General features: G+C 71.9%; 11 protein-coding genes. 1 reads left to right on the top strand and 10 read right to left on the bottom strand.

Annotated elements, in window-relative coordinates:
* Positions 1-72: 72 nt before the first annotated feature.
* The 4 genes from ABZ948_RS00580 to ABZ948_RS00595 form a co-directional block, all read right to left on the bottom strand.
* Entirely contained in the window at positions 73-2,982 is a 2,910-nt protein-coding gene (locus ABZ948_RS00580; RefSeq protein WP_359755949.1) for an ATP-binding protein, read from the bottom strand.
* 203 nt (positions 2,983-3,185) lie between these two features.
* Complete coding sequence (locus ABZ948_RS00585) at positions 3,186-4,193, bottom strand: (-)-alpha-amorphene synthase (protein WP_359755951.1); 1,008 nt, start codon at positions 4,191-4,193, stop codon at positions 3,186-3,188.
* The gene (locus ABZ948_RS00590; RefSeq protein ID WP_359755952.1) at positions 4,177-5,562 is read right to left on the bottom strand and encodes a cytochrome P450; all 1,386 of its coding nucleotides are present in this window, start codon (positions 5,560-5,562) and stop codon (positions 4,177-4,179) included. The genes ABZ948_RS00585 and ABZ948_RS00590 overlap by 17 nt, the downstream gene beginning before the upstream one ends.
* A 401-nt stretch (positions 5,563-5,963) precedes the next feature.
* Entirely contained in the window at positions 5,964-8,837 is a 2,874-nt protein-coding gene (locus ABZ948_RS00595; protein WP_359756109.1) for a glycosyl hydrolase 115 family protein, read from the bottom strand.
* A 301-nt stretch (positions 8,838-9,138) separates the two neighbouring features.
* Here ABZ948_RS00595 and ABZ948_RS00600 point away from each other — a divergent pair, with 301 nt between their 5' ends.
* Complete coding sequence (locus ABZ948_RS00600) at positions 9,139-9,756, top strand: chorismate mutase (protein WP_359755954.1); 618 nt, start codon at positions 9,139-9,141, stop codon at positions 9,754-9,756.
* Here the strand turns inward: ABZ948_RS00600 and ABZ948_RS00605 are convergent.
* From ABZ948_RS00605 to ABZ948_RS00630, 6 genes are all read right to left on the bottom strand, one after another.
* Positions 9,753-10,235, bottom strand: coding sequence for an SRPBCC domain-containing protein (locus ABZ948_RS00605; protein ID WP_359755956.1), 483 nt, complete (start codon positions 10,233-10,235; stop codon positions 9,753-9,755). The two genes, ABZ948_RS00600 and ABZ948_RS00605, sit on opposite strands and share 4 nt — an antisense overlap.
* A gap of 116 nt (positions 10,236-10,351) precedes the next feature.
* Positions 10,352-10,762, bottom strand: a complete 411-nt coding sequence (locus ABZ948_RS00610) for a DUF779 domain-containing protein (protein ID WP_359755957.1) — start codon at positions 10,760-10,762, stop codon at positions 10,352-10,354.
* 64 nt (positions 10,763-10,826) lie between these two features.
* The gene (locus ABZ948_RS00615; protein WP_359755959.1) at positions 10,827-12,041 is read right to left on the bottom strand and encodes an NAD(P)/FAD-dependent oxidoreductase; all 1,215 of its coding nucleotides are present in this window, start codon (positions 12,039-12,041) and stop codon (positions 10,827-10,829) included.
* Positions 12,038-12,214 carry a ferredoxin gene (locus ABZ948_RS00620; RefSeq protein WP_359755961.1) on the bottom strand — a complete coding sequence of 59 codons (177 nt, stop codon included), beginning with the start codon at positions 12,212-12,214 and terminating at the stop codon, positions 12,038-12,040. The genes ABZ948_RS00615 and ABZ948_RS00620 overlap by 4 nt, the downstream gene beginning before the upstream one ends.
* 158 nt (positions 12,215-12,372) lie before the next feature.
* A complete protein-coding gene (locus tag ABZ948_RS00625) occupies positions 12,373-14,430 on the bottom strand; it encodes a CocE/NonD family hydrolase (RefSeq protein ID WP_359755963.1) in 2,058 nt (685 codons plus the stop codon).
* A 16-nt stretch (positions 14,431-14,446) separates the two neighbouring features.
* On the bottom strand, positions 14,447-15,760 hold the full coding sequence (locus ABZ948_RS00630) for an ATP-grasp domain-containing protein (RefSeq protein ID WP_359755965.1): 1,314 nt from the start codon (positions 15,758-15,760) through the stop codon (positions 14,447-14,449).
* Positions 15,761-15,854: the final 94 nt, after the last annotated feature.

Here is a 15,854-nt window from a genome sequence, read left to right on the forward strand (position 1 = left end):
GACCGGCCCACGGCCGCGTGACCGGCACGAACGCCGACGCACTCCGGCCGTCCGGCCCCTGCTGCTCGCCCCTCACGGCCGCGGCCGGGGAAACGTCCTCAGCGCCTCGGCCAGCCCCGCCGCGTCCGTACCGATCTTGCGGTACACGGAGGAGAGCAGCTGCCGCACGCCCTGTTCGGTCAGGTGCAGTCCCTTGGCGACCACTCCCGCCGGGTGCCCCTGCGCCGTCATCTCGGCCGCCTTGCGCTCCTGAGCGGTGAGCGTGTCCGTCTGCGGGTAGCGCAGGGGCAACGGCCGCAGACCGGCGGCGGACAGTTCCCGCCGGGCCCGCGCCGCCAGACCCTCCGCACCGCAGTGCACCGCGCCTTCCAGACCCTGGTACAAGCGGTCGGCGGCGTCGTGCAGCCGCCCGTTGCGGGCCAGCGCGGCGCCGTGACCGACCAGGGCGCGGGCCAGTTCGTACGCCGCCGGTGACCGCTGGAGATGGTCGACGGCCTCCGTGTGCAGATCGAGAGCCGCCTCGCCTCCCGTCACCTCCGCCTGGGCATGCAGCGCCTGGCCGATCACGGATGCCGCGCCGAAGTCCCGGGCCCGCTTCACGGCGTCCTGCGCATGGCGCACCGCCCGGTCCGGAGCCCTGCGGGACAGTGCCGAGGCGAGGCCCAGCTGCCAGGTGCACCAGGCCGGATTGCGCCACTCCCGGCTCTCCAGCCACTCACCGACGTCCGACAGCAGGTCAGCGGCTTCCTCGGACCGGCCCTCCGCCAGGAGCAGCTCGGCGTACACCGTGCGCGGGTCGGGATAGATCACGGCGTTCGGGATGACGTCCCCGTAGCCGTACCTGTCGGCGAGCCGGCGTGCCGCCAGGACACGACCGCGGGCCAGCAGGGTCTGGATCAGGATGCCCACGGCGAACCACTGCGCGGGTACCGCGCCCTCCACCCGGTCGGCGATGCGCAGGCCCTCCCGCACGAGGTTCTCCGCCTCGGCCAGGCAGCCACGGCGGTAGCGGATGTACCCGGAGAGCGCCTGCCCCAGGGCCAGATGGGAACCGTGCCAGCCCTTCGACTCGCACTCCGCCATGCCCCGCGCGAACAGTTCCTCGGACCGCCGCGGCTGGTCGCAGTACATGAACACCAGGGCGACCGAGACGGGGACCTCGAAACCCTGGTTCTCGTGGGTCCAGCTCAGTCCGCCGCGCAGGGCCTCCTCGGCGTATGCGAGGACCTTCTGCCGGGGCTCGCCGCACATCATGGCGTCCCAGGCCCGGATCCCGAGGATGTAGCGCTCCTCCAGACCACGGCCGGGCAGACGGTCGGCCAGCCGGGCGAGCGCCCGGGAACGGCCGGACGAGTCCGGCTCGTCGGTGCGGAACGCGCTCCAGCTGAAGTGGTCGGCCTGCAGCCGCAGCCGGATCCGGGGGTTGGCGGCTCGCTGGGCCTCGTCGGCCGCCACCCTCGCGGCCTCCGCCATCCGGTCGGTGTGGGCCAGCGCCTGGGTGAGCCGGTACACCATCGAGGCACGCAGCTCGGGCTCGATGCCGGGCTCGGCCAGCGCCTCGCGCAGATGCGCCACAGTGGCCGTGGGCTTGATGAGGAAGGTCGCCGAGGCCAGTTCGTGCAGCAGCACGGCGCGCTCCTCCGGCAGCGGCGGCTCCTGCAAGGCCCGGGTCAGCAGTCGCCGGGCCGCCTCCGGGGCACCGGAGTGCAGTGCCTCACGGGCGGCCTCCCTCAGACAGGCGACGGCCTGGGTGTTGCCGTCGCAGGGGACCTCCATCAGATGCCGGGCCGCGGCGGCGGGACCGAACCCGGCGGCCCGCACGGCCTCCGCGGCCGAGTTGTGCATCCCTTCCCGCAGGCTGGGCGAGATGGACCGGTAGATCGTGGTGGCGATCAGCGGGTGGACGAACTGAAGGCTGTCCCGGGACCCGTCGCCGTCGGCCAGGATCCGGGCGGCACGCAGCTTCTCCGTCGCCTCGGCCGCCGCCGTGCTGCCGAGCGCGGCGATGGTGGAGGCCAGTTCCGGCGAGATGGCCTGCCCGAGTACGGCCGCGGCGTAGGCGAAGCGGACCGTGGTCGTGCCGAGTTTCTGCAGACGCTCGATCAGCCCGGGCCCCTTCACCGCGGCGGCCAGGTCACGCATGGCGGGCAAGTCCTCGCTGGTGCCCTTCAGCTTGCGTTCGCCCAGCCTGATGGCGAGTTCGACGGCCTCGAACGGACTCCCTCCGGTGACCTCCCGGCATTCCTCGCAGAACGCGTCCTCGGCGTCGTCGCCCACCTCGTCCCTGACGATTCGTGCGACGGCATCGGTACTGAGCGGTGCCAGGGTGAAGGGACGGTTCCCCAGATCGGCGGCGGGCGTCCGGAGGGAGGCCCCCTCGTGCGGCAGTTCGTCGGGCCGGAAGGCCACGACGATCAGCATGGACAGGTCCACGGCCCGGGGAGCGAAGGAGGCGAGCCAGCTCAGCGACTGGACGTCCGCCCAGTGCAGATCGTCCAGGAGGAGGACCACCGGCGCCTTCTTCACGGCCAGGCGCGTCATCACCCAGTCGAGACCGTCACGCACCCCGGTCGGGTCCGGCACGTGACCGCTCGGCGTCGCGACCAGACCCAGCGCCGCGGCGACGATGTCGTACCAGCCGCCCAGGAAGGTACGGAGTTCCTTCTCGTCCAGCGGTGCCAGCACGGGCTGGACGAGCTGGCGCACCACGTGGAGCGCCAGCTCCTGTTCCTTCTCGCCGCCCCTGCCCGACAGCACGGTGAACCCCTCCGCCGTCGCGCGTGCCCGGGCCTCGGTCAGCAGGGCGGTCTTGCCCATACCGGCCGGACCGGTGAAGGCGAGCAGCCCCCCGCGCGGCGCCTGAGGCATGCCGTCGACGGTTTCCCGCAGGCGCGCCAGGGCCGAGTCGAGCGCCAGGAGCTCCTTGCGGCGCTCGAGCAACGGCCTGGACTCGGGCAGGGGTTGCCGCAGCTCATTCGCCATGTGCCGTACCGCTTCCTGTCGTCGGCCATCGGGAGGCAGCGCGAGCGTACGCCTCCCGACAGGTGCCTTGACCGGATTCTGGAACGGGCACGACAAAGAAGGGTGAATGACCTGCTATTTCGGTGTGGAGCGCTGATCCTGCGGGTATCGTCGCTCGAATTGGCGCCGTTCGGCCTGCCCGAGGGCGGGAGCGCCGGGCTCCCTCACCGCAGGACCGGGGCCGTTCCCGCGTCCGCGTAGCGCGGCACGGTGCGGGACCAGTAGTAGCAGCCGCGGATCCAGCCGGCCATGCCTTCCACGTAGCCGACGCCCGAAGGGCTCAACTCCGGTTTGATCTCGTCGTAGAGCCTCTCGAACTCGCGGATGGTGTGGTTGATCTGCCGGATGGCCAGGGTGACGGCCACCGGCAGGGGGCACTGGTGCGCCCGCTGGTAGGCGAGGGCGAGATTGATCATTCCGCCGGACCGCTGCTCCTTGACCGCGGAGAAGAGGTCGGGGATCCACACCGCCGCGTCGGCCGACAGCCGGCTCAGGTGCCGCATGAGCGGGTGATGGAGCTCCTCGGAGGTCAGCTCGCGGGGCTGCGCGGCCTCGCACAGCGGGTAGAAGGGCTCGACGCCCGCGGTGAGGGAACGTATCGACGTGCAGAGCCCGGACCGCAGCGGCGAAGGATGGGTCTGCGCCACCGATTCATAGAGCAGCCCGTGCACGTACTCGCGGCTCTTCCAGGCCCAGCGCGCGGCCTGCGCGGGTGTGCAGCGTTCGCGGATCTGTCGGTAGAGGTCGGACAGGGCCGCTCCCAACGGGGTGCTGGGGAGCGCGCCGTCCCGCAGGATGGCGATGCTCTCGCAGAGCATGGGCAGCAACTGGCCGGGCCGGTACCGGCCGACCTCCTCGGCGCGGTCGTCGAACACGAATTGATAAGCGATCTGAAGGGCGACGAGCTGGAGGATCCCGGCATCGGCGTCCGGGCTGTTGTACGAAGCGAGTTCGGCGGGGCGCGTGTGGGAGATCATCGCCGGCACTCCCGGTTCGCCGCTCAGGCCGGTCCTGCGCAGCCAGGTGTCGAGGCCTGCCGCCGCCTCGGCCTCATGGGGATTCCGGCGGAACGGGAAGGGCATGTAGAGATGAGCGTCGATCAGCTCCACCAAGTTGGATGTCGGGGTTCCGCTCCGTGCGATGGCCGCGATTTCCTCATGCGTGGTGGACACCGTTGTCACCGTCCCTCCCGGCTTTCTCCGCTCCGGACACGGCGGCGGCTTCGGGCACCTGCGCGACGGCATGCGGCACCGTGCCGCCCGGCGCGTCCGCTCGCGATGCGCAGATCATCGTCAGGGACCGGGGTCCCAAGGTGGCGCCCGGGCGCAGTGGTGCGACGCGCCCGGAGGGGTGACGCAGCCGCCAGCGGCCCGTGATGGTCGCGAGGGCCACCGTCATCTCGGCCATGGAGAACAGGTCACCGATGCACTTGCGGCTGCCCGCCGCGAACGGGATCAGCGCCCCCGTCGGACCGGTGGCGGCCTCGCCCTCCAGCCAGCGTTCGGGCAGGAACCGGTCGGGCTCGGGGAACGAGGCCGGGTCGTGGTGCAGGAGGTACGGGCTGTAGAGGACGGTGGCTCCGCGCGGTAGTCGGTGTCCGGCGAACTCCGTCTCGCGGGTCGTGACGCGCGTGAAGAGCCAGCCGGGCGGGGAATGGCGCAGCGTCTCGGTGATGACGGACCGCGTATACACCAGACGGGGCAGGTCGTCGACGCCCGGCAGCCGACCCGCGAGGACGGTGTCCACCTCGGCGTGCAGCCGCCGCTCGATCTCCGGGTGCCGGGCCAGGAGGCTGAAGGTGGAGGCCAGGCACATCGAAGGGCTTTCGGAACCGGTGAGCAGGAGCGACACGAGCTGGTCGTGGACCTCCCGGTCGGTGACCGGGGGCTCGCCGCCCTCGGTGTCCGCGGCCGTCAGCAGGAGCCCCAGCAGATCGTCGCGGGGCGCGCCCCGCCGGCGCTCGGCGATCGCCGCGTCGATGAGCTCGCGAACCCGCTCCACGGCACGCCGGTAGCGGCGGTTCGCCGGGGTCGGAAGCCGGAACAGGGCGTCGACCGGGACGATCGTGCGCACGAACAGGCCGCGGACGATGGCGGCGAGGCAGTGCCGTATCTCGTCGGTCGCGGCGGGGCCGAGCGAGTCGGACAGCAGGACACGGCTGATCAGCCGGGTCGTCAGACCCAGCATGGCCGCGCTGACGTCGACCTGCTCACCGTCGCGCCAGTCACGGCACAGCGCCGCGGCTTCCTCGGCCATCAGATCCGTGTGCCCGGAGACATTCGAGGGGCGGAACGTGGGTTGCAGCAGCCTGCGCTGACGCCGGTGCTCCGCGTGCGGGCACGTGACGACGCCGTCGCCCATCAGCGCCCGGAGCCTCTCGTACTGCGGTCCGCCCTTGTCGAACGTGCGGGAGTCCCGGAGCATGCGGTGGACCAACTCGGGGTGACAGACCATCCAGGCGCGCTGGGGGCCGAGGCGTATCTCGACCAGATCGCCCTGTGCGGGCAGAGATTTCAGAAACTCCAGCGGCCGACGGAACAAGGCGATACCGTGGCCGATGGATGGGAATATGCCTGGAGCAGTACCGACCGTCCATGGCTGTTCCGGTTCATGAACGCAGCCGTTCACTGAATACCACCTGCCTCAGTCGACCAGGGAATACGGTGATGTTTCACCGACTTGGCGCTTGAACCATGTCCTGCCCAGTCCAAGCTGGCCGCTGACGTGAGGAACCCTTTCTCCAGGGGGGCGCACGGGTGCACAGGGAAGCGCTGGGTGAATCATCTCCGGTGCACGCAAGGCGGCAGACGGCTCTATTCCGCCACTTTGGCTTCTTCGGTTCTCCGTACGTATTTTCCGTATACACGGATCCGGACAGGGGCGCCGCGAAGAGAGGGGTGGAGCCGACCCGGGCACACGGTCGGCTCCACCCTGGTCTGTGGTCAGGGGCGGTGGTAACTCTCCGGCGGCGCCAGATAAGACGCCGCCAGGCCGCCCGTGTCGATGACGATCTGGTCGACCACCATCGCCGGGTCCACCATGAACACCCGCAGCACATGCTCACCCGGCGTGGACACGGTCACCCGGGCCGTCAGTTTCTCGACGCCCTCCTCGACGTTTCGGGCCCAGGCGTCCCCGCGGTTGCCGGTGGCGATCGTCTGGCCCGACAGGACCGTCGGCGGCTGGTCGTCGAGGGCGACCGCCAGTCGCCGTGCGCCCCGCTCGTCCAGGGAGGGCAGCCGGAAGACCGTGACCGGGAAGGTGCCGGTCGTGGTGAAGCGCACCCGGTAGCGCAGTTCCGGTGACCGGGTGGTGATGTCGTCCGCGATCGCGGGCGCGGTCGTCGGCACCGCCTCGACGGCGGCCGTACGGCGGCCCAGCCCGCGGACGACCCGCCAGTGCGCTCCGCCGCGGGCCACCCGGCTCTCGAAGTGCGCGGCGTCGATCGAGACGTGGCCGTGGGCCTCGACGAAGCCGCGGACCCGCCGCCGGGCCCGTTCCCCGTCGTTGACCACCCGCACCGGCACCTCGAGGGTCGTGCCGCCACCGGTGAAGGCCAGCGTCGGCTGATGGGTGCCTTCCGGCACCCGGGACCAGTCGATCTCGACCCACACCCGTGTCTGGTCGGTGAGTTCACCGCTCGCGGTGCTCGGCCGCAGCCAGGGGTGGCTCGGCTCCGCCCGCCACCGAAGGGGGAGGAAGCCGGTGTTGAAGACGTCGACGAAGCGGCGGTCCCGGGTGTAGGAGGAGAACGACAACGGGCGGTCCGCTCCCGTCTCGTTGCCCTCCGCGGCCAGCCCCAGGCCGGAGGTCTCCTGCCGGGGCACCCGCGTGACGGAGGGGCGGCCGGGGGCCTTCGGGATCTGGGACGGGTAGGGGTTGACGATGCTGTCCCACTTCCCGCCCGCGATCTCGGTGTTGTACCGCCGGGTGATCGCCTGTTCCTCGGCGTGCGCGGCCTCGGCCAGGTCCGCGAAGCGGTTCGTGCCGGCGCCGCGGCCCTGGCGGACGGCGAGCGCGTTGCGGTCCGCCCAGTAGTACTTCAGGTTCATCAAGTAAGCGCCGTGGACCGGGTACTCGACCAGCTCGTAGTAGGCGTCCCGATAGGTCCCGGGGAGCTTCGACCCCAGGCGGCGGACCCGTTCCAGCAACTCCTCGTAGGTCGTGATGCGAAGGCCCGCCTCGTCGCCGTGGTGGACCGTCGAGAAGACCGCCCTGTCGATGAACTCCGGGCGCCGCTGTGCCGCCAGGCGGTAGTACTCGGTGCGGATGGCGGCGATCTCCGCGCCGTACCGCCGGCCGAACTGGCGCCCGGCCCACTCCACGAGGAAGTCCTCGACATTCCCGGGCCCCCAGCGGTCCACGTCCCACGCCATGTCCAGGCAGAAGGACAGCCCCGTCTCGATCGACTTGATGTCACCGACGTTGAAGATCCACATCCGGTCGGCCCCGTGGTCGTGGACCCGCCGCAGCTCCTGCCACACCTTGGCCAACTGCGTGGTGTCCAGCCACAGATAGCTCCTGGGGCGGCCCCAGTAGGAGAGGTGGTAGTAGATGCCGTTGCCGCCGGCGCGGCGGCGCTCCGCCTCGTCCGGGAGCTGGCGCATGTTGCCGTGGTTGTCGTCCGGCCAGATCAGCGTGACGTCGTCGGGCACCCGGACGCCCGCGTTGTACAGCTCCAGGACCTCCTTGTACGGGATGAAGATCTGCGGCCGGGCCGCCTCGCCCACCTCCTCGGCCAGGATGCGGCGCTGGTCGGCGATGATGTCGTTCATCACCGCGACCTTCTCCGGGATCGTCGTGGCGTACTTCGTCTCCAGCGCGGAGTCGTGCAGACCCCGCATGCCGATGGTCCAGCTGCTCTCGTAGGCGGCGTTCTCGCGGGCCCGCGCCCGCCAGTAGTCGGAGATGACGCCCGGGTTCACCGTGTAGTCGTAGAGCGGCAGGGTGCCGTCGGGGTTGCGGTGCTCCTCGGCCCACGGCTGCCACTCGTGGACGCCGTTGCGCAGCATGGCCTCCGGGTGGCTGGAGCCGACCACGATGCCGTAGCGCTCCGCCAGTTCGGGGTTCTCGCGGTGCTTGTTGAAGAAGTCGGAGTACGGGTGCATCGCCGGCCAGAGGTAGTTGGCCTTGAGACGGAGCAGCAGCTCGAAGACCCGCTCGTAGGTCCTGGGGCCGATGTGCTTGTCCGGCTCCTGGGTGCGGTGGGACCACGTGGTGAGGTTCTGCTCGTCGTTGATGAAGATGCCCCGGTAGCGGACGGCGGGTTCGAGGCGCTTGAGGGGGCCGGCCGGCACGGTCACGGTGTCGCGGTGGACGACGGGGACGTCGGCCCACCAGTACCAGGGGGAGACGCCGATGCGCTCCGAGGTGTCGTAGACGCCGTAGACCGTGCCGCGGCGGTCGCTACCCGCGATGACCAGGGCGCGGTCCACGCCGGGCAGCGGGCGGTCCACGACCTGGGTGACGGACGCCTCCCAGCGGCCCTCGACCCGGGAGACGTCCAGGCGCCCGCGACGGACGAGCCGGTCGATCACCGGGCTCGCGCCGATCGTCCCCACCAGGACGAGGAGTCCGGCCCGTTCGGGCACCGAGTGCAGCAGGCGTGGCCGTACGCCTCCCACCCGCTCCACGTCCGCCTGGAGGTCGCCGGCCGCGCGGAGGACGGCGGGGTCGTCGGCGGCGTCCACGAACACGTCCACCGCGGTGCCGTCCTGGACCAGGGGGAAGTCGGGGCGGGCCGAGGGGGCGGCTGCGGCGACGCCGGCGGGGAGGAGGGACGGGGCGAGCAGGGGAGCGGCGCCGACGGCCGCCATGCCCCGTAAGAACGACTTGCGGCTCACCGGGCCAGGAGACGGTCTCTGCTGCACGGGCACTGCCTTTCCGCGCCGGACCCGCGGCGGTTCCTCGTCCGGGCCGTCGGCGGGCTGCGCACAGGGGAGGTTGGCATGGGCAGGCTAGAAAGCGCTTGCTGGGGCACCCTAGGCGAGTGCGTGCGAGGGCGTCCAGATGGGGGTGTGGGGTTGCCGCGTACTGGACGCTGATCGCGGGGCGGTGCGCCACGCCCCAAGCGGCGTCGGTAAGTTGGCGCCGCCCCCCCCATGGAAGGACACTCCTGTGCGCTCCGAAAGACTCCGGTCGGCTCTGACCCTGCTCGCCACCGCGACCACGCTGGCCCTCGGGACGGTCGCCCCGGCGACCGCCGCCGCCGAGCGGCCCGCTCCCGCGGCGACGCACGCGGCCGTCGCCCACAACCTCGGCGGCATCACCGAACTGATCGCTCAACGGCTGCTGCTGGCCGACAAGGTCGCCGCCGCGAAGTACGGCACGGACACGCCGATCGACGACCCGGCGCGCGAGGCGCAGATCCTGGACGACGTCCGGGCCCGGGCCGCCGGCCTCGGTCTCGACCCGGACGCCGTGGCCGCCGTGTTCCGCGACCAGATCGAGGCGAACAAGCTGGTGCAGCGCGGCCTGTACGCCCGCTGGGACGCGCACCCCGACGAGCGCCCCACCGAGCGGCCCGACCTCGCGAAGGAGGTCCGCCCGGCGCTGGACCGCATCACCACGCAGCTGCTGACCGCGCTGGCGCAGACGGAGAAGGCCCGTGCCCTGCCGTCATGCGGTCCGCGCCTGGTCACGGCGGCCGGCCGGTCCGCGTACGACCATCGGCTCGACGCGCTGCACCTGAAGGGGCTCGGGCGGGCACTGCCGTCGGTCTGTGCTGCCTCTTAGACGGTCCCGCCGGTCCCTGTGCCCGCCTCGACGTACCGGGCGAGGTTCTCCAGGGCCATGCGCGTGCCCGTCTCGTTGTCGGCGGCGGGTACGGCGTCCGGGACACCCTCGTGGACCACGAGGACGTCGGTACCGCCGCCCTCGGCGTCGGTGAGGGTCGTCGTCATGGTCATGGTGCCGCGCAGCGCGGGGTCGACCGCCTCGAACTCCAGCACCTCCACGACCTCCTGGTCCGGCACGAGCCGGGCGAAGTGGCCGTGGTAGGTGTCGGTGTGCGCGGCGGACTTCCCGGTGGCGTCCGGGGCGTCGTAGGTGAGCGACACCCGGAACACGCCGCCCTCCCGGGCGTCGAACGCGTGCACCTCGCCGCTCATCCCGGCCGGCACCCGCCAGCGCGCGACCGCCTCCGCGCTGAGCAGCGCGCGGTAGACGGCGTGGCGTGGCGCGTCGACATGGCAGGAGACCCGCGTCGTGTACATGGGCCCACCCTAGGGCTGCTTCCGGGCCCCCGCGATGAAGGCGTCGCCACCGCCGTCGACGTGGAGGTGGAACAGGCGATCCTGGGTGTCATCCGTGCCGCGCGGCCCGATGGCGCTCAGCGGTCTTCCTCGGCGTGCGCCCCGGTCGGCAGCGGTGGTTCCGATTCGATGCGGTGGAGTTCCTCGTCGGTGAGGAGGCGGGAGCGGAGTAGGAAGCGGACGCCCTCCGGGGCCTCCAGGGAGAAGCCGCTGCCGCGTCCGGGGACGACGTCCACGGTGAGGTGGGTGTGCGACCAGTACGCGTACTGGTCCGCGCTCATCCAGAACGGCGTGTCCCCGGCCACGTGTCCCAGCAGCACGTCCGAGGCGCCGACCCGGAACTCGCCGCGCGGGTAGCACATCGGGGCGCTGCCGTCGCAGCAGCCGCCGGACTGGTGGAACATCACCGGCCCGTGCGTGCCGGTCAGCCGCCGCAGCAGTTCCTCGGCGGCGGGCGTCAGTTCGACACGTGCTGTGCGTGTGGTCATGCGTTGCCTCCCGACTGAACCGGTGTCCCGCCAGGACGAACGTACCCCCGGGTGGGTGGCCGCGTCAGGCAGTCGCCCTGCCGTCGGCCCCCACCGCCTCCCGCCAGCTCGCCCCGCCCGCCACGGCCTGCCGCCAGGCCCGCACGGTCCTGGGCGGCACACCGACCGCCAGGACACCCGCCAGCCTCTCGCCCGTGCGGTAGGCGGCGACGAAGCGGCGGTCGGACAAGTCCCCCTCGACGACGGCGACTTCGTCGTGCCCGCGCAGGTGGCCGTACGCCTGGATCCTCATGTCGTACTGGTCGGACCAGAAGTACGGCACGGGTGCGAACGGCTTGCGGGCCTCCGGGGCGGCGAGCAGGTTGCGGGCGGCGGCCATGCCCTGCTCGGCGGCGTTGGTGCGGTGCTCGATCCGCATCGGCGTGCCGAACAGCGGGTTGTGCCAGCGGGCCACGTCACCGGCCGCGTACACGCCCCCGGCCCGCCGCGGGAGGTGGGACCCCGACACGGCCTCGCAGTACTGGTCGCAGAGCACGCCGTCGCCGACCGGGAGACCGCTGTCCGCCAGCCACTCGGTGTTGGGCAGTGAGCCGACGGCGACCAGGACCTCGTCGGCCTCGACCACCTCGCCGTCCGCGAGCCGCACGCCCCCGTCGGTCACCCCGGACACGCTGACGCCGGTGCGCAGTTCCACGCCGTGGTCGAGGTGCACCCGGCAGAGCAGCCGGCCGACCTCGGTGCCCACGGCGTGGGCCAGCGGCACGACGGCCGGTTCGAGCAGGGTCACCCTGGCGCCCAGACCGCGGGCCACGGCGGCGGCCTCGGCGCCGAGGAACCCGGCGCCCACCACGACCAGACGGCAACCGGGCCGCAGCCGCTCGCGCAGCGCGAGGGCGTCGTCCAGGGTGCGCAGGACGTGCGCGGCGCCGTCACCGGGCAGCCGGCGCGGACGTACCCCGGTGGCGATGATCAGGCCGTCGTACGGCAGGCACGACCCGTCGGCCAGCGCCACCGTACGGTGTGTCAGGTCCAGCGCGGTCGCCGCCGTCCCCAGCCGCAGGTCGAGGTCCAGGGCGTCGAGGTCCGCGGGCGGGCGCAGCGGCAGCCGCTCGGCGGCCCACTCGCCGGAGAGGACCTGCTTGGACAGCGGAGGCCGGTCGTAGGGGGCGTGCGGCTCGTCGCCGACGAGGGTGAGTGTGCCGTCCCAGCCTTCCCGGCGCAGCGTTTCGGCCGCCGCCAGCCCGGCGGCCGAGGCGCCGACGACCACGACGCGCCTCATCCCGCCACCAGCCGGATCACCGCGGCCGGGCACACCGCCACGGCCTCGTGGACACCGCCGGGCAGCTCCGCGCCGGGCCGCCCCGACGGCAGGGCCCCGGGACCGGCCTCCTCCTGCCGGTCGAGGAGGCCGTGAGCGGCCCTCACGCACTGCGCCGACAGGACGTCCGACATGGCAACACCTCGGTGACGTGGAGAAGCAGCTGGGCCACCGGTATGGAACCGGAGCCGGCTGACACCTTCCGGTCAGCTCCCTGACCTCACGCTGACGTGCTCCACGTCACATGCCGAGGGTCGTGCGTCCGACGCCCTGCGGGGCGCCGCCGGACGACCTAGAGCAGATCGCGCGGGACCTGCTCGTTCCAGGTGCGTGAGAAGACCCGACGGTCGGCCTCGTACGCGTCGAGGGTGGCGTCCACGAAGAAGTCCGTCTCGTCGCAGGTGAGCCGGGTGTGGGTCACCACCCGTACGTCCCAGTCGTCGCGCCGGAAGCTCATGGTCCAGGTGGACTCGCCGCCGGCCGAGGTGAAGTCGTCGGCGACGGCCCGGTAGCGCTCGTGGGCGCGGCGGCCGGCCTCCAGGCCGATGTCCTCGAAGCGGACCGTGCCCCGGTCCTTCACGATGTCCAGCTCGGCGTGGTAGTCGACCAGGTCGCGCTTGACCTCCCAGCGTTCCTCGGGCGGCGTCAACTGGGTCGTGGCGATCGGGGGAGTGCCCTCCGGCTCACCGAACGGGGACGACGGCACCTCGTCGGGTTCGTCCACCGGCCGCACCGGCAGCGTGAGCGTGCTGGAGCGCTCGTGGACGCCGAGCAGGGCCGGCCTGGGCGGCGGCCAGGCCAGCGGCCAGTAGGACGTGGAGAGGGAGAGCCGGACGCGGTGACCCGGCGGGAACGCCTGCGCCACCCCGTTGAGGGGGATGGTGGCCCGGTAGCGGCGGCCCGGCTCCAGCGGCTCCGGGGATTCCGTGCTGTTCAGGCGGGTCAGGTTCAGGATGCCGTAGGAGACGCGCGTCGCGGCGCCGTCGGGGCTCACGTCGGACAGCCGCGCGGCCACCAGGGCGACCGGCTCGCTGACCGTCAGGTCGAGTTCCACGCTCGGCGAACCGAGGATCTCCAGCGGCTCGGTCAGCGGCTCGCTGTCGAAGACGAGGGAGCCGCCGTCCTCCTCCCGCTGGTCGTACGGCAGGTCCGGGGGCGCGTTGTAGGAGGCCCACTTGCCCGCGAACTGGCCGACCGACAGCGGTGACTTCACGGTCATCACCCCGCCGTCCGGGTCGTCCGGGCCCACCGGGTCGTCCGGGCCCGCCGGGTCGCCCGGGGGCTCGATCCGGTGCCGGGTGAGCGGATGCGTCACCGGCCGGATGTGCGGCGAGGGCCAGTCCGGCTCGCCGACCCAGCGCCCCGGCCGCTCCTCGTACGACGTGGAGGGCGGCACGCTGTCCTGCATCCACGCCTGGAGCATCGGCCCGTCCATGACGCCGTTGTCGACGCCCTTGAGCCAGTGGTCCCACCACCGCACCAGCTCCTGGAGGTAGCCGATCGCGGGCCCGGGCTCCCCGAGGTGGGGGAACTTGTGCGACCACGGGCCGATCAGGCCCTTGCGCGGCACGTCCAGGTTGCCGAGCAGCCGGGTCACGGCGTTGGAGTAGCCGTCCGCCCAGCCGCTGGACGCCAGCACCGGGCACTGCACGCTCTTGTAGTCCTCGCACACCGAGGCGTGCCGCCAGTAGTCGTCGCGGCGCTGGTGGCGCAGCCATTGCAGGACCCAGGGCTCGGTGTTCTCCAGCCGCTCGTGCCACATCTCGCGCCAGCGGTCGCCGACCACGGCCGGGTCGGGCGGGCAGGTGCCGTAGGCGAACATGGTGCCCGCCTCGGCCAGGTTGTCCGACAGCAGGGCGCCGCCCATGTAGTGCATGTCGTCGGCGTGCCGGTCGTCGGTGAAGGAGGCGATGGCGATGGCCTTCAGGCCCGGCGGCCGGCGGGCCGCGACCTGGAGCGCCGCGAACGCGCCCCAGGAGATGCCCATCATGCCCGTGGAGCCGTCGCACCAGGGCTGCTCGGCCAGCCAGGCCAGCACCTCCTCGGCATCCTCCTGCTCCCGCTCCAGGTACTCGTCGCGCAGCACGCCCTCCGAGTCGCCCGTGCCGCGCAGGTCGACGCGGACGCAGGCGTAGCCGTGCCCGGCGAGGTACGGGTGGTGCACCGAGTCGCGGACGGCCGTCAGGTCGCGCTTGCGGTACGGGATGTACTCCAGCACCGCAGGCACCGGCTCCTGGTCCGAGGAGGTGGGCCGCCAGATGTGCGCGGAGAGCCGGACCCCGTCGGACATCGGGATCGTGACGTGCTCTTCTTCCTTCGTCGCGTACGGCAGGTTGGTCACGTAACGCATGGAACCCACGTGCTCCTCACTCTCGCGGGGTTTCGGCCTCGGGCGGGGCGTCCTCGAAGACGAGGCCCAGGGCGGCCACGCAGTGGTCGAACTTCTCCCGCAGCTCCTCCTCGTCCGCCCCGCCGGTGTAGATGTGCGCCAGCTCGAAGCTGTAACTGTCCTGTCCGGGCAGCTCCGAGAGCCTGTTGCCCTCCTCGGGGACCACCTCGATGCGCACGCCCGGGGTCTCCCGCTCGATGCGGTCGATCTCCGCGCGGCTCGGCACCCGGCGCACCACGCCGTCGGTGAACCAGCGGTGGTACCACTTCGCGGCCATCGCGTACGGGCCCTCACGGTGCGGCATGCGCGGATTGTCGCCGAGGGCGAGGCTGACCATGCAGTGGTGGTTGGGCACGCCGTCGACGTACTGGAACAGCTCCGCGTGCGACTGGGAGTGCCGGGGGTTGATCTCCAGCAGGTTGATCTCCTGCGTGCGCGGGTCGTAGAAGTACTCGATGCTGAAGGTGGCCGAGTCCATGCCGATCTGCCGCATCACGCGCACGCTGACGTCGTGGAGCTGCGCGATGACCGGCGCGGGCAGCGTCGAGGGGTACTGGTGGCGCAGGAAGCAGGGGGAGTCCGGGTAGTTGATGGAGTCCAGGACGCCGTAGACCGTCACCTCCCCCTGGTGGACATAGCCCTCGACGGCGACCTGGACGCCGGACATCGACTCCTCGGCCAGGCACACCCGGCCGCCCACGCCGTCCATCTCCGGCGGCAGGTCGATGCGTTCGAGGATGTGCTCGAAGGGCCGGCCGATGCGGGAGATGCCGTCGCGGATCTCGGTGACCGCCTTGCGGAACTCCTCCTCGTCGGCGACTCCGAAGGCGAGTTCGGAGGAGTACGACAGCGCGGGCTTGACCCACATCGGGAACCGCACGCCGTCGGGCGGGCGGGGCGGCTCGGCCGACAGGTCGACCCGGCCGAAGCGCGGGTGCCGGTCGGTGGCCTTCTGCTGCTCCAGCCGGCTCCAGTACTTGTGCTCGCACTTGACCACCGACTCAAGGCTCGTGCTGCGGGTGCCGTAGCGTTCGCTCAGGATCGGGACGAGGGTGCTGACCGGGAAGTCCCAGTAGCCGACGATCGCGTCGACGCTGCCGTCGAAGCCGTCCAGCACGCTCTGCGCCTTGTCGAGCAGCGTGGGCAGGTGCACCTCGCCGACCTGGAGTTCCTCGACGGTCAGCAGCTGGTGAAAACGCAGCCGTTCGGCTCCGGGGATCTGCCGCAGGGTCGGCAGGTTGGCCTCGTCGAGCCCGATCACGAAGACGTTCTTCACCGTCTCGTCAGACACGGCTCTCCTTCCGCTGGCCGGCTCGAAGGCCGGGGGTTGCAAGATCGTCGGAGTACCCCTTGTGCCTGCCGGCAATCCGCTCCGGCCCCTCGCC

Origin of the sequence: Streptomyces olindensis, from assembly GCF_040645895.1 — a bacterium.
In the GTDB taxonomy this organism is placed as follows: domain Bacteria; phylum Actinomycetota; class Actinomycetes; order Streptomycetales; family Streptomycetaceae; genus Streptomyces; species Streptomyces olindensis.

What these genes read in the sequence shown, in the direction of transcription:
- ABZ948_RS00580 (WP_359755949.1), bottom strand. Translation starts at nt 2,982, where the DNA reads ATGGCGAATGAGCTGCGGCAACCCCTGCCCGAGTCCAGGCCGTTGCTC.
- ABZ948_RS00595 (WP_359756109.1), bottom strand. Translation starts at nt 8,837, where the DNA reads ATGGCGGCCGTCGGCGCCGCTCCCCTGCTCGCCCCGTCCCTCCTCCCC.
- ABZ948_RS00605 (WP_359755956.1), bottom strand. Translation starts at nt 10,235, where the DNA reads ATGTACACGACGCGGGTCTCCTGCCATGTCGACGCGCCACGCCACGCC.
- ABZ948_RS00610 (WP_359755957.1), bottom strand. Translation starts at nt 10,762, where the DNA reads ATGACCACACGCACAGCACGTGTCGAACTGACGCCCGCCGCCGAGGAA.
- ABZ948_RS00615 (WP_359755959.1), bottom strand. Translation starts at nt 12,041, where the DNA reads ATGAGGCGCGTCGTGGTCGTCGGCGCCTCGGCCGCCGGGCTGGCGGCG.
- ABZ948_RS00620 (WP_359755961.1), bottom strand. Translation starts at nt 12,214, where the DNA reads ATGTCGGACGTCCTGTCGGCGCAGTGCGTGAGGGCCGCTCACGGCCTC.
- ABZ948_RS00625 (WP_359755963.1), bottom strand. Translation starts at nt 14,430, where the DNA reads ATGCGTTACGTGACCAACCTGCCGTACGCGACGAAGGAAGAAGAGCAC.